11 protein-coding genes are annotated in these 14,056 nt (G+C 70.8%); 7 read left to right on the forward strand and 4 right to left on the reverse strand.

What is annotated here, in order from left to right:
• Nucleotides 1–16: 16 nt before the first annotated feature.
• A complete protein-coding gene (locus J4573_RS20360; RefSeq protein ID WP_208257356.1) occupies nt 17–1,225 on the reverse strand; it encodes an MFS transporter in 1,209 nt (402 codons plus the stop codon).
• A gap of 72 nt (nt 1,226–1,297) precedes the next feature.
• Here J4573_RS20360 and J4573_RS20365 point away from each other — a divergent pair, with 72 nt between their 5' ends.
• Nucleotides 1,298–2,152: a LysR family transcriptional regulator gene (locus J4573_RS20365; protein ID WP_208257357.1), complete on the forward strand. Its 855-nt coding sequence runs from the start codon at nt 1,298–1,300 to the stop codon at nt 2,150–2,152.
• A gap of 42 nt (nt 2,153–2,194) precedes the next feature.
• Here J4573_RS20365 and J4573_RS20370 read toward each other — a convergent pair whose 3' ends face one another.
• Nucleotides 2,195–2,881, reverse strand: a complete 687-nt coding sequence (locus tag J4573_RS20370) for a S1 family peptidase (RefSeq protein WP_208257358.1) — start codon at nt 2,879–2,881, stop codon at nt 2,195–2,197.
• A 463-nt stretch (nt 2,882–3,344) separates the two neighbouring features.
• Here J4573_RS20370 and J4573_RS20375 point away from each other — a divergent pair, with 463 nt between their 5' ends.
• The 3 genes from J4573_RS20375 to J4573_RS20385 all read left to right on the forward strand — a co-directional run bounded on the left by J4573_RS20375 (nt 3,345) and on the right by J4573_RS20385 (nt 6,195).
• Complete coding sequence (locus J4573_RS20375) at nt 3,345–3,683, forward strand: acyl carrier protein (RefSeq protein ID WP_208257359.1); 339 nt, start codon at nt 3,345–3,347, stop codon at nt 3,681–3,683.
• Entirely contained in the window at nt 3,680–5,212 is a 1,533-nt protein-coding gene (locus J4573_RS20380) for a long-chain-fatty-acid--CoA ligase (RefSeq protein WP_208257360.1), read from the forward strand. The genes J4573_RS20375 and J4573_RS20380 overlap by 4 nt, the downstream gene beginning before the upstream one ends.
• A 194-nt stretch (nt 5,213–5,406) precedes the next feature.
• Nucleotides 5,407–6,195, forward strand: coding sequence for an AfsR/SARP family transcriptional regulator (locus J4573_RS20385; RefSeq protein WP_208257361.1), 789 nt, complete (start codon nt 5,407–5,409; stop codon nt 6,193–6,195).
• Between the two features lie 39 nt (nt 6,196–6,234).
• Here J4573_RS20385 and J4573_RS20390 read toward each other — a convergent pair whose 3' ends face one another.
• On the reverse strand, nt 6,235–7,032 hold the full coding sequence (locus J4573_RS20390; RefSeq protein WP_208257362.1) for a thioesterase II family protein: 798 nt from the start codon (nt 7,030–7,032) through the stop codon (nt 6,235–6,237).
• 2 nt (nt 7,033–7,034) lie between these two features.
• Nucleotides 7,035–10,118, reverse strand: coding sequence for a type I polyketide synthase (locus tag J4573_RS20395; RefSeq protein WP_208257363.1), 3,084 nt, complete (start codon nt 10,116–10,118; stop codon nt 7,035–7,037).
• A 150-nt stretch (nt 10,119–10,268) separates the two neighbouring features.
• Here J4573_RS20395 and J4573_RS20400 point away from each other — a divergent pair, with 150 nt between their 5' ends.
• The 3 genes from J4573_RS20400 to J4573_RS20410 are packed head-to-tail and all read left to right on the forward strand — an operon-like array spanning nt 10,269 to nt 14,049.
• Nucleotides 10,269–10,496 carry an MbtH family protein gene (locus J4573_RS20400; protein WP_208257364.1) on the forward strand — a complete coding sequence of 76 codons (228 nt, stop codon included), beginning with the start codon at nt 10,269–10,271 and terminating at the stop codon, nt 10,494–10,496.
• Nucleotides 10,493–10,885, forward strand: a complete 393-nt coding sequence (locus J4573_RS20405) for a phosphopantetheine-binding protein (protein WP_208257365.1) — start codon at nt 10,493–10,495, stop codon at nt 10,883–10,885. Before J4573_RS20400 ends, J4573_RS20405 begins: the two co-directional genes overlap by 4 nt.
• A complete protein-coding gene (locus J4573_RS20410) occupies nt 10,882–14,049 on the forward strand; it encodes a non-ribosomal peptide synthetase (RefSeq protein ID WP_208257366.1) in 3,168 nt (1,055 codons plus the stop codon). The genes J4573_RS20405 and J4573_RS20410 overlap by 4 nt, the downstream gene beginning before the upstream one ends.
• Nucleotides 14,050–14,056 lie beyond the last annotated feature (7 nt).

The raw sequence follows: 14,056 nt of genomic DNA on the forward strand, positions 1-14,056 counted from the left end.
CATCTCCGTATGCCGCTCAAGCGTGAACAGGCGAGCCTTCCGGAGCAGGTTCGAGCGGGTGGAGTGATTGAGCGGAACGGCGGGATAGGAGGTAGCCGGTCAGGGCGGCGGCCAGACCTGCCACACCGGCTGCGGCGAAGCCGCCTGCGGGGACGGAGAGGTCGATCGCCCCGCCGACCAGTGGGGAGCCGAGGGCGAAGCCGGCGCTGAGTGCTGAGGATTGGAGGCCTGTCGCCTCGCCTCGCACACCGGCGGGGGCCAGGCGGCTCACGGTGTCGGCGACCGTGGAGAGGGTCGGGGCGGCTAGCAGGCCGGCGCAGGCTCCGGCCACGCACAGCCATGGCCAGCTGGGAGCCAGCCCGGCGGGGATGGTCGCCAGGCCGAGAAGGCTGAGCAGGAGCCACGTGGGGAGGGGGCGCGGGAGCGCGCCGTAGATCAGGCCACCGGTGATGGAGGCCACGCCGTAGACCGCCACGACAATGGCCGCCCAGGAGACCTGGTCGGCCGCTTCCAGGGTGGCGACGATGGCCAGGTCGGTGCCGCTGAGCAGGACCGTGGTGCCGAACGCCATGACCAGCGCGGCGATCATGCCGGGGCCCAGCCATTCCCGGTGTGAGGGGTGGTGGGAGTCGCCGGGGGCCACCTCGTTCGCGGCGCGGAGGGGCGGGTCGAGCAGGGCGATTCCGGCTCCGCCCGCGACGATCGCGGCGCCCACGGCCCAGGCCACCAGGCCGGGAGACACCTGGGCCGCGCAGAGGATCACGATGGGAGGGCCCACCATGTACGAGAGCTCGCCCTGGATCGACTCCAGGGCGAACGCGGCCCGGCGCTGGGCCGGTGGGGTCGTGGCGGCGATCGCCTGTCTGGTCACGGCCTGGGCGGGCACCATGAGGAGGCCCGCCGCGAGGGCGGCTCCCAGGAGCAGGCCGTACGGGAGACGCGGCACGCTCAGCCAGAACGCGATCTGTGCGGTGGCCGTGGCCAGCAGGACCATGCGCGGGCCACGCCAGTCGATCACGCGGCCCAGCAGCGGGCCGCCCAGGGCCATCCCGGCGGTCATGGCCGCCGCTACGCCGCCCGCCGCCGCGTAGCTCATGTCCAGGCCCAGCACGACGTACATCGTGAGCGCCATCACGTCGGCCGTGATCGCGGTGCGGGCGAGGAACGAGACGCTCAGCAGGGGCGCCATCCCCGGCACGGCGAGGACACGTCGGTACCCGGTCATCTGCGTGACGCTAGATCATTCGTTACGCCATAGGAACTGGTTAATTGGTTGGAACGGACATAATGAGTTCTTATGGCCAGAGATTTGGAGATCGTGCTGCTGCGGTCGTTCGTCACCGCGGTACGGGTCGGCAGCATCAGCCGCGCGGCGACGGCGCTCGGGCATACCCAGCCCGCGCTCAGCCAGCAGTTGCGCAGGCTCGAGAGCGCCGTCGGCAGTCCGCTGCTCCACCGGTCGCCGGCCGGTGTCTCGCCGACGCGGGCGGGCGAGGAGCTCCTGCCCTACGCCGAACGCATCCTGGCCCTCTCCGCGCAGGCGCTCACCGAGACCGGACGCGCGCTGACCGGGCACTGCGGCGTCGGGCTGCTTGAGGATCTGGCCGCCTCCCGGCTTCCGCAGGCCCTGGCCGACCTTGCCCGGCTGAACCCGAGCGCGACGTTGGAGGTGCTCAGCCTGTCGGCCGGCGCGATGCGGCAGGCCTACGACGCGGGGCGCGTTCACCTCGTCCTCGACGCGGTGCCCGATCTTCCCGGGCCGCCGCGTTGGACGGTGAGCCGTCCGCTGGTCTGGGCGGTCGGTCAGGGGTTGGACGTGGACGCCGATCCGCTGCCGGTGGTGTTGTTCTCCAGTCCGTGCTCCTGGCGTACGCCGGTGCTGGAAACGCTGGAGCGCGCAGATCGACGTTGGAAGGTCGCGTTCGAGAGCAACAATCTGATCGGCGTGCTGGCGGCCGTACGGGCCGGGCTCGGCGTCGCGGCGCTCATGCCCGCCAACGTCGAGCCGGCCATGGCCCGCCACGACACCGGCAGCGGCACCGGCGGCCTCCCCGCCCTGCCGGACGTTGACCTCGGCCTCACACGGCACCCGCGGACCGAAGGCGATCCGTTGATCGATGCCGTGGAGACCGCTCTGCGCCGCATGATCTGAGCCCTCGACAGCGGCTCGCGACTCAGCCTGGGAGCCTCCGCCTCATTCGGTGGCGAGGGTGAGGCCGTAGGCGGAGAGGATCTGGGCCACGGGGATGAAGAACGAGGTGCAGGTGCCGGAGCCGGACGAGCCGACGAGGATGCCCTGCGCCTGGTCGTTCGCGATGAGCGGGGCGCCGACCTCGCCGGCGGAGGCGCAGATGTTGGTGCCGATCAGGCCGGTGATGGCGCCCTCGGGGAAGCTGACGGTGAGGTTCCTGCCGGTGATCGTTCCGCAGCGCCAGCCGCTGACCGGGCCTGACATGCAGGCGGCCGCGCCGACCGGGGCCGGGGTGGAGCCGTGAACGGCAGCGGACGTTCCGTCGTAGCGGTTGACCAGGCCACGAGGGCGCCAGTCGGCGTTCGTCCGTACCCACGCGCTGGTCAGGCCCGGGTAGGACGACGCCGCGACGGTGCCTTGCGCGACCCCGTTGTAGCCGATGGTCGACTCGCCCACGGGGGCGCACTTGCCGGACGTGACATAGCCGCCGGTCACCGAGAATCCGATCGTGCACCGGCCTCCTGAGCCCGCCGTGGTGAACATGTCGCCGCCCCGTACGTCGTAGACCGCGGCCGTCCTTGGACCGGCAAAAGCGGCTGAGGCGGCAGTAGCGGCAGTGGCGGTCGTGGGCAGGGTCGCCAGGGTGGCGGTAACGGCGGTGGCGGTGAGGAAGACGAGAGTTCGGAACATCGGTCTCTCCCGGGGAGCGTGAGGGGCGTTCCTGCCATTGAGACCCGAAAAGCGCAGCGGGTCCACCCTTGGCCACGAGGCGACGCATAAACGCCTCCGCGGCATCCGGAGGCGGGCAACGGGCGAATCTCCTTCGTGAACGTTGACCACGTGGAAACCCATAGTCAAACCGGGGGGCCCGAAATCGCCGTTAGGGGCCGACGCCGAACCGGATGGGCTCGGCGTACGTGAGCGTACAAGTGGGAAGCCGAGTCGGCTTCGCCATTGATCAGGGGGGATCGATGACCCGGGACGCGGGGGTCTGGCCGTGCCCGAAGAGGGCTCAATGCGGTGTCAGGACGGCGTCAGCAACTCGGGTTAAGTTTTCTGTAGAAAGCGAGCAGGTGATAGAGGTCATTTGTTCGCCCCCGCCAGGAATTCGAGCTTCGGTTCTTCTTGGTGCGCGAGAAAGAAATCGGAGAATATGCAAGCGATCGAGAAGCTGCATGCGCTGCCGCCGTCCGAACGGCGCGAGGGGCTCGAGGAGATCGTCGTCACCGAGTTCAGGACGACCCTGATGATGGCCGACGACGAGGACCTGCCGTTCGACATGAGCTACTTCGAACTCGGCTTCACCTCGCTGGGGCTCACCGAGATCAAGGAGCGGCTCGAAGCACAGCTCGGCCGCCGGGTGAGCACGAACGTGTTCTTCAACAGCCCGACCATGGAACGCCTCATTTCTTATCTGGCCGACGAGGTCCTGGCGGACCTCTTCGGCTCTCTGTCAGTGCCGACAGCAGATGAAAGGGACTCCAGGAAGTGAACGACGCGCAAACGCTTACCTTTAGTTCCGCCGAGCATGCCCGGCGGCGCCCCGACCATCCGGCCATCGTGTGCGAGGGCCGTGTGGTGACCTATGCGGAACTGCATCGCCGCAGTAACCAGACCGCGCACGCGCTGTTGGCCGAGGGGCTGGGCCCGGGGGCCCGGGTGGCCTATCTCGGCCGTGAGTCGGAACACTATTTCGAGATCGCGCTCGGCTGTGCCAAGAGCGGGACCGTGCTCGTGCCCATCAACTGGCGGCTGACGGCACGCGAGGTGGACCACGTGCTACGCGACTCCAAGGCCGAGCTGCTGTTCATCGAGCGGGAGTTCCGGCCCGTGGCGGAACGGCTGAAAGCGGTCCTGCCCGACACCGTCATCGAAATGGACACGCCAGGCTCGCTGGCGGACGGCTTCCTGAAGTGGCGGGCCGGCCACCCCGACGGCGATCTCGATCCCGGCACCGGGCGCGACGACGCCTTCGTGCAGATGTACACCAGCGGGACGACGGGCCTGCCCAAGGGCGTCGTGCTCGCGCACCGCACCTACTTCACGCTCGTCGAGCACCTGACAGGGGCGGGGCTCGACTGGTTCGACTGGCATCCCGAGGACCGGTCGATGAGCTGCTTCACCGGCCTGCACTCGGCGGGCATGGGCTGGTTCATGGTCAGCTTCGCGGCCGGCTGCACGAACGTGGTCATGCGGACGTTCGTCGCCGAGGAGGCGGTGCGGCGCATCCACGAGGACGGCGTCACGGTGATGTTCGCGGCCCCGGCGATGCTGCGGATGCTGCTGGCCGAGCCGGACGCGACCAAGGAGGCGCTCGCGTCGCTGCGCAAGGTGACCTACGGGGGGTCGTCGATCGCGCCGCCGCTGCTGCGCCAGTGCATGGAACGGCTGGGCTGCGATCTCGTGCAGATGTACGCGGCGGCCGAGTCGGGCAGCGTGGTGACGTGCCTGACGGCCGAGGAGCACCGGCCGGGCAACCCGAAGCTGCACTCGGCCGGGCGGGCCTGCCCGGGCAACGAGGTGCGCATCGTGAACTCGGCCGGGGAGTCCCTCCCCGCGGGCCAGGTCGGGCAGATCCGCGCCTGGACCCCCGCCAACTTCATCGAGTACTGGAACCAGCCGGAGGCGAGCCGGAAGACGCTGATCGACGGCTGGCTCTGCATGCCGGACGCGGGTTACCTGGACGACGAGGGCTACCTGTTCGTCCTCGACCGGCTGGACGACGCCGTGATCGTCGCGGGCCAGAACATCTATCCGGCCGAGGTCGAGGCGGCGCTGGCCGAACACCCGGCCGTGGCCGAGTCCGCGGTGGTCGGCGTACCCGACCAGCGCTGGGGGCAGGCGGTCAAGGCCGTCGTCGTGTTCGACGGGGACCAGCGGGCGAGCGCGCGCGAGCTGATGCTCTTCCTGCGCGGCCGCATCGCCGACTTCAAGATCCCCACGCAGTACCGCTTCGTGGACGACCTGCCACGCAACCCGACCGGAAAGGTCCTGCGCCGGATGCTGCGCGCGGACGCCTGAAGAACGGTCGCGGAGACACCTGAAGAACGAGTGGGGACGAGCGCGGACGCGTGCCGTACGAGCACGCGTACGCGTGATTGACGTGCGTGTGCCGGATCGGCGGGTCCGGCGGCACGGAACACCAAACCGGGGTGGCCCATCACGGCCGTTTTGCCGTGATGGGCGTTCGACAGACGACTAAAAGGGGGCTTCACATGGCGGAATTCCTTGTCCTCGGGCCGCTGGAATGCCGGTCGGCCAACCGTGCTGTGACGATAACCGGAACGCTTCAACGAGCATTGCTCGCGACCCTGCTGGCCGCCGAAGGGACTCCGGTCTCGGCGGACTCGCTGGTCACCGAACTGTGGGCGGACTCGCCTCCCCCGCATTGGGAGAACGCGCTGCAGGCGCACATCAGCCGGCTGCGCAGGAGGATCGACACCGTCGCGGGCGGCCGTTCCGCCCGCCTCGTCATCGAGCATTCCGGTTATTGTCTGCGGACCGATGAGGACACCGTCGACGCCAAAGTGTTCATGCACAAGTTCGACTACGCCCGCGTCCTGGGCACCACCGATCCGGGCGCCGCGGCCGACGCGCTACGCGAAGCCTTGTCGCTGTGGCGCGGCAAGGCGTTCGGCCTGGTGTCCCAGGGGCCGCTGTGCCGGACGGTCGCTCAACGCTATGAGACGGCCCGGCTCGTGGCCCTGGAGATGCTGTTCGACCTGGAGCTGCGCAGCGGGCGGCACACCGACATCATCCCGACGCTGTCGGAGCTGGTCGAGGCGCCGACGCTGAACGAGCGCTTCTGCGAGCAGCTGATGATCGCGCTGTACCGGTCCGGGCAGCAGGCGCGGGCGCTGAGCTCGTACAGCCGGATGCGCGAGCGGCTCGACGCCGAGCTCGGCGTCGAGCCGACCATCACCTTGCGCAATCTCCACAACGCGATCCTCAACCACGACCCGGCCCTGCGGCTGGGCGCCGACCACGCCGTGCTGCGCGCCTGAGCCCCAGGCCCTTCCCCGAGTGCACCGGCGGCCGCTGTCCTAGCGGTCGTCGGTGATTCGTATCAGGCGCCGGGCGAAGTCCGACATCACGGCCGCGGTGTGCTCGCCGATGTAGAAGTGGGTGCCCGGATACTCGTTGTGCCCCAGGTAGCGGCGGCTGCGCTCGGGCCAGGCCGCCATCGCGTCCGGCTCGACCACCAGCGGATCCGACTGGCCCGCGTACGACACCAGCGGGCACTCGACCACGGCGCCGTCGTCCTCGTACTGCATCGCCGCCCGCATGTCCGCGATCACCGGCGGCATCACCAGCTCCAGCATGTCGGGGTCGCTCCAGAGCTCCTCGGGAAACGCGCCGAGGCCCTTGAGCAGCTCGCCGACCTGCTCCATCGACAGGTTCTTGCGATCGGGCGGCCCCTGGTAGAAGCCCTCCGGCGCCCATCCCGACATGCCGAGCAGCGACGGCGGCGGGTCGCCGCCGTCCTCCAGCCGGACGGCCAGCCGGTAGGCGAGCATCGCGCCGATGCAGTGCCCGAAGAACGCGTAGGGGCGGTCGTCCAGGTTGTCCAGCAGGGCCTCGTGCAGGTCGTCGAGGAGCGCTTCCCAGTCCATGGCCAGCGGCTCGGCGCGCCTGCTCTGCCGCCCCGGCAAGGTCAGCGCCTGAACGCCGATGTCGGCGGGCAGCAGGCGGTTCCAGCCGCGGTACGACGCCGCTCCCCCGCCGGCGTGCGGCATCAGGAACAGGCGGATCCGGGCCTCCTCGGGCGGCTGCGCGGGGCTGAACCACTTCCCGCCCGCCGGGGCGGCGGCCCGCCCCAGCGCGTTCGTCGTCGTGTCCATCGTCATCCCACCTTCTCGAGCTGCTCGCCCAGGAACTCGGCGAGCGCGCGGGGCGTCGGGTAGTTGAAGATCTCCGGGGTGGCGAACGTGACCGACAGCGCCGCGCACAGCTCCTTGCGGAACCTGACCGCGAGCAGCGAGTCCATCCCCAGGTCGGTGAAGTCGACGTCGGTCCCGACGTCGGCGGAGTCGGCGAACCCGAGCACGGCCGCGGCCTCCCGGCGGATCACCTCGGTCATGGTCGTACGCGGGTCGCCGTTCTCCGGGATGGCCGGCAGCGTCTCCACGACCGGACCGTCCGCGACGGCCGGGGGCGCGACGACGGCGGCCTGGACGGCGTTCGGAACGGGCCGGCCGGCCGCGACGCCGGCCGGCAGCGCGTAGGGCTTGCGGTCGAACGCGTACGTCGGGAGTTCGATCTTCCGGCCGTGCCGCCCCCGGTGGAAGTCGGGCCAGGAGATCGGCTGACCGGCCGCGTAGGCCTTGGCGACCGACTCCAGGATGACCCGGCCGTCCTCGTCGGAGGGGTGCATGCTGGCCAGCCAGAGGTGCCGTCCGGCCGGGACGCAGCGCCGGCCCAGCGAGGTGAGGGTCGCGAACGGGCTGACCTCGACGAAGACGTGCTTGCCCCGCCGGTCCAGCGTCCGCATGGCGGCCATGAAGTTCACCGGGCCGGTGAACTGCCGCACCCAGTAGCCGGCGTCGAAGTCGTTCTGCCGGGCGACCTCGCCGGTCACCGTCGAGACGAGGGTGATCTCGGGCTCGTTGTACCGGACGCCCGCGATCTCCTCCCGCAGCTCCTCGGCCACCTCGGTCATCAGGGGCGAGTGGGAGGCCTGCGACACCGCGAGCATCGTGAAGTCGACGTCGCGCGCGGCCAGTTCGGCGGTGATCGCCTCGATGGACGCGCGGCCACCGGAGATCACGCACTGCTGCGGCGCGTTGACGGCCGCGACCGCGACGTCGTCGTGGCCTGCCAGCAGCGGGGCGACCGTGTCCGCGCCCGCGCCGACCGAGACCATGCAGCCGGGTGTACGGACCGAGTCCATCAGGCGGGCCCGCGCCGAGATCAGCGTGGCGGCGTCCTGGAGGCTGAAGAGCCCGGCCACCGCGCCCGCCGCGATCTCGCCCATGCTGTGACCCGCGACCGAGGTCGGCCGGATGCCCCACGACATCCAGAGGCGGGCCAGCGCGTACTCGATCGCGAACTGCACCGGCTGCCCGTACCGCGCCAGCCCCAGCGCCTCGGCGTCCTCGCTTCCGCAGGTCCCGAGGACCATCTCCTTGACCGGACGGCCGACGAGCGGCGTGAGGGCCTCGTCGCAGGCGTCCAGCTCGGCGGCGAACACCTCGTGCCGCCTGTACAGCCCGGCGCCGATGCCAGGCCGCAGTGCCCCCAAGCCCGAGAAGAGGAATCCGACCTTGCGGGACGCCTGGCCCGGCAGCTCACCTCGTTCAACAGTGGTGAGCAGCTCCTCCAGCTGGACGGCGAGGTCGTCGCGGCCGGTCACCACTGCGGACACCCGGTGGCGGAAGTGCGCGCGCCCGACGTTGGTGGTGTGGCACAGGTCGGCAACGTCGACCGGCGACCCCGAGCCGCCGTTCAGCAGCTGCCGGTAGCGGCGGATCTGCCCGGCGAGGGCCGGGGCCGACTTGGCGGAGACGGTCAGCACGTGCCCCTCCCCCGGTTCCGGCGCGGGCCGCACCAGCGACAGCGGCTTCGGCGCCTCCTCCAGAACGGCGGAGGCGATCGTTCCGGTGAACCCGAACGAGTTCACCAGCCCGCGCCGGACGTCGGCCCGCCACGGCTCCACCTGCGTCGGAACGCGGACCGGCCAGGTCGCCCAGGCGATACGGCTGGACGGCTTGTCGAAGTTGAGGTGCGGGTACACGGTGCCGTTCCGCAGCTGCAGAACGGTCTTGATGACGCCGCCGATGCCGGCCGCGCCCTCCATGTGCCCGATGTTGGTCTTGAGTGAGGCGACCAGGAGCGGGTCCTGCTCGCTGTGCGAGGGCCCGAACACCTCGGCGATCGAGCCCATCTCGATCGGGTCGCCGAGCGGCGTGCCGGTCCCGTGCGCCTCCACGTACTGGACGTCGCCCGGTCCGAGCTCGGCGTCGGCCAGCGCGGCGCGCATGAGCGCCTCCTGCGCGAGGCCGTTCGGGGCGGTGAACCCGGCGCTCTCGCCGTCCTGCCGGACCGCGGTGCCGCGCACCAGCGCGAGGACGGTGTCGCCGTCGCGCCGCGCGTCGCTGAGCCGCTTCAGCACGATCACGCCGCAACCCTCGGCGCGGCCGTAACCGTCGGCGGACTCGTCGAACGTCTTGCAGCGCCCGTCGGTCGACAGCGCCTGCATGTCCGACAGCAGCATGCTGCTGAACGGGTGGTGGATGACGCTGGCGGCGCCGCACAGCGCGATCTCGCATTCGCGGTCGCGCAGGCCCTTGACCGCCAGATGCAGCGCGACCAGCGACGACGAGCACGCGGTATCGATCGACATGGAGGGGCCGCGAGCGCCCAGGAAGTAGGAGATCCGCCCGGCGACCGCCGCGTTCAGCACGCCGCTCGCGAGGTAGCCCTCCATGTCCTCGGCCGCGAGCGCGCCGACCTCCCACGCGAAGTCCACGGAGCTGGCGCCGAAATAGACGCCGACATTCCCGCGCCGTAGCCGGGTGGGGTCGATATTGGCGTTCTCCAGCGCCTCCCAGGACGTTTCGAGGGCGATGCGCTGCTGCGGATCTATGCAGCGCGCCTCTTTCGGGGAGATGTTGAAGAACGGCGCGTCGAACAGATCGATTTCGTCGAGGAATCCGCCGCTCGCCGAACTGATGCGTCCTTTGTCCTGGCTGTCGGCCCGGGCGAACTCGGCGGCCTGCCGCCGCGCCTCCGGAATGGGGCCGGTCGCCGAACGCCCCGAAGCGAGGTACTCGGTGAGGCCACCGAGGGTCGTGCTGCCTCCGGGCAGGCGGAGACCGGCGCCCACGATCGCGATGGGCTCGGTCCTGCGCTCGGTCAGCCGGTGTATCCGCGACTCGTAGTCGCGAATGATCTCGCGTGCCGCCGCCAACTCAGCCTCGATCGTCATGGGAGCCAATGTCGCAGGCGACGCTGATGCGCGGCTGCTCCACGGCTGACATCGCCCGCGTCTCCCCTTTGTCAGAACGGCGTCAGCCGGTGATCAGAAGGCTCTGCGAGTATTCCGCAAAGGCGATGACGACCATTCTGGAGTGCTGTCGTGAATGATCCTTTTGACAGTGAGGAAGCGAGCTATCTCGTTCTGGCCAATCACCTGGGTCAGCATTCGCTGTGGCCGGAGGCGATCGAGGTTCCGTCCGGCTGGCGGGTGGTGTTCAGCGGCGGCGGGCGGCAGGAGTGCCTGGCCTACGTCGCGGCGAACTGGACGGACATCGCCCCCAAGACCCCGGTCGCCGTCCCCGTGCCGCGGCAGGCGGACGCGTCATGATCGACGTCACCGCCGCGACCGAGGCGACGCTGCGCCGGATCATCACCGACGTCCTCGGCGTGGACGAGGTCGGTCCCGATGACGGCTTCTTCGAGGCGGGCGGCGACAGCGTTCTCGCCGTCCAGGTCGTGGCCCGCGTGCGCGAGGCCGGCATCGACCTCAACGTGCGCGAGCTGTTCGACCACCAGACCCCCGCCGCACTCGCCGCCGCGATCGGCGACCGTCCCGCCGTTCCTGCGGAGGACGGCGCTCAAGCCGGCACCGCCGACGCCGAGGACTCTCCGCTGGTGGCTTTCACCGACGACGAGTTCGGCGAGTTCGAGGCCGAAGTGGCCGAGGAAGCCGAGGAGACCGCCGGCGCCGAGACCGAATGGGAGACGAGCACGTGAGCCGCTCCAGCATCGAGTGCGTTCTGCCGCTGACTCCCCTGCAGGAAGGGCAGCTGTTCCACGCCGCGTTCGACGAGGCCGGACCGAGCCTCTACAACATGTACCTGTCGGCGCGGCTGTCCGGACCGCTGGACGTCGCGGCGCTGCGGGCCTCGTGCGCGCAGTTGCTGGCCCGGCACCAGTGCATGCGGGCCTGCTTCCGCCAGAACCGCCAGAACCAGACCGCTCAGGTCGTTCTGCGCGAGGTGCCGCTGCTGTGGCGGCAGATCGACCTGTCCGGCCTGCCCGGGCCCGAACGTGCCGAACGGCTCGAAGATCTCGCCCAGGAGACACGGTCGGAGCGCTTCGATCTCACCAAGGCGCCGCTGACCCGGTTCGTGCTGGTACGGCTGGCGCCGGACGAGCACCGCTTCATCCTGTGCACCCATCACTCGGTGCTGGACGGCTGGTCGTCCTGGCTGCTGCTCGGCGATCTCGCGCAGCTGTACGAGCGGGGCGGCGACGCGACCGGCCTGCCGACGCCACCGCCGTACGAGAACTACTACCGCTGGCTGGCGAAGCAGGACCGTGCGGCGGCCGAGGAGGCGTGGCGGGCCTCGCTCGCGGGCCTGGCGGGTCCGACCCTGCTGGCGCCGTCGGGTCCGGAACGGTGGCTGACCACGAGCGAGCAGTTCCGCGTCGAGGTGCCCACCGAGCTGGTCGCGCGGGTGCGGGACTTCGCGCGCGGCCACGGCCTGACGATGAACACCGTCTTCCAGGGCGCGATGGGGCTCGCCCTCGGCACCGCCACCGGCCAGAGCGACGTGGTCTTCGGAGGCACGGTCACCGGCCGTTCCCCGGACGTGCCGGACGTCGAGCACATGGCCGGGATGTTCCTCAACACGGTGCCCGTCCGGGTCCGCCAGGAGCCGGCGGGGACCGAGACGGTCGCCGCAATGCTGGCGCGCGTCCAGGCGGAGCAGTCGCGGCTGATCGCGCACCACCATCTCGGCATCGTCGACATCCGGCGCGCGGCGGGGCAGCCCGAGCTCTTCGACGCCCACCTGTCGTACCAGAACTTCCCCGGGGCTGGGACCACGGGCGGCTTCCCGATGTCCGACGTGGAGTCGGACGTCTCGACCAACTACACACTGAGCATCGCCGTGACGGCGTCGGGCGACGCGATCGACATGGACGTCGAGTACCGGCCCGGTCTGTTCGATCGGGACCGGGCCGAGGACCTGGCGGCGGGGCTGGTCCGGGTGCTGGACGCGATGGCGACGGCACCGGAAGCCCCGGTGAGCCGGGTCCAGGTGCTTGCGCCCGAGGAACGGCATGCGCTGCTGGAATTGGGCCGGACCCGACCGGCGGCGGCCGGGCCGGAGCTGCTGCCGGACCTGTTCGCGGCGCGGGCGGCGGCGAAGCCGGAGCTGACGGCGCTGGTGTGCGGCGACGTGGAGTTGTCGTTCGGTGAGCTGGCCGGGCGCGTGAACCGCCTGGCCCGATGGCTGATCGCGACCGGAGTCGGCCCGGGAGATCCGGTCGCGGTCCTGCTTCCTCGTTCGGCCGACGCGGTCGTCGCGATGCTGGCGGTGCTGACCGCCGGGGCGATGTACGTGCCGGTGGACGCGTCCTACCCGCCGGAGCGGGTGCGGTACATGCTGAACGACGCGGGACCGCATGTGGTGATCACGACGGCGGAGCTGGCGGCGCCCGCACGCCGGGTGCCCGGTGCGCGGCCGCTGATGCTCGACTCCCCCGAAACCGCGTTCGCGTTGACGGCCCTGGCGGACGGGCCGGTCGACGCGGCCGAGCGCCAAGGGCTGCTGGTGCCGTTCGACCCGGCGTACATGATCTACACCTCCGGGTCGATGGGGCGGCCGAAGGGAGTGGCCGCCACCCATCAGGGCCTGGCGAACCTCTACGCGTTCATGCGCGACGAGGTCATCGAGCCCGCGGCACGGCAGGCAGGTCGGCGGCTGCGCGCGATCCTGGTGACCGCGCTGTCCTTCGACGCGTCCTGGGACATGGTCCTGTGCCTGCTGGCCGGTCACGAACTGCACCTGCTGGACGACGACACCCGCCGCGACGCGCACGCCCTCGTCGACTACGTCCGCGAGCACCGCATCGACGTGGTGAACGTGACCCCCTCCTACGCCGAGCAGCTCGTCGAAGACGGGCTCCTGGACGAGCGGAACCGGCCGCCGTTGCTCATCCTGGGCGGCGAGGCGGTCGGGACCGGGCTCTGGGAGCAGGTCGCCAAGGCCGAGGGCGTGACGGGCTGGAACTTCTACGGCCCGACCGAGTGCACGGTCGACGCCCTGATCTCCCCGGTCAGCGGTGACCGGCCGATGCTCGGCCGTCCGCTGCCCGGCACCCGGGTGTACGTGCTGGACGAGTGGCTACGGCCGGCCCCGGTGGGAGTCCCCGGCACGCTGTACGTGGCCGGTGCGCAGGTGGCGCAGGGATATTGGGGCCGTCCCGCGCTGACCGCGGAACGGTTCGTGGCCGACCCGTTCGGGATCGGCGGCGACCGGATGTACCGCACGGGCGACCTGGTGCGGTGGACCCGTGACGGCGAGCTGGAGTTCCTGGGCCGGGCCGACGACCAGGTCAAGGTTCGCGGGTTCAGGATCGAGCCGCGCGAGATAGCCACCGTTCTGGCGGAAAGCCCGCTGGTCGGCCGGGCCGCCGTGCTGGCTCGTGAAGGCGGCCTGGTGGCCTACCTGGTGCCCGCCAACGGCACCGCCGACGCCGACGATCTGCGCCGCTACGCCGCGACCAGACTTCCCGACCACATGGTCCCGTCCGCGTTCGTGACGCTGGAGGCACTGCCGCTCACGCCCAACGGCAAGCTCGACCGCGACGCCCTCCCCGACCCGGGTGTCTCGCGGGTCGCGGACGTCCGGCCGCCGCGCAGCAAGCAGGAAGAGGTGCTGTGCGGCCTGTTCGCGGAACTGCTCGGCCATGAGCCGATCGGGATCGACGACGACTTCTTCGCCCTCGGCGGCCACTCGCTGCTGGCCACCCGGTTGACCAGCCGGATCCGGACCGAACTCGGAGCCGAGCTGTCGGTCCGGGCGGTGTTCCGGGCGCGGACGGTGGCCGGTCTCAGCGGTGAGCTCGCCGACGCACGTCCTGCCCGTCCCGCACTGCGGCCGATGCGCCGTGCGGCGACGACCTGAGGAGAAA

It is taken from the genome of Actinomadura barringtoniae, from assembly GCF_017573505.1.
Taxonomy (GTDB): domain Bacteria; phylum Actinomycetota; class Actinomycetes; order Streptosporangiales; family Streptosporangiaceae; genus Spirillospora; species Spirillospora barringtoniae.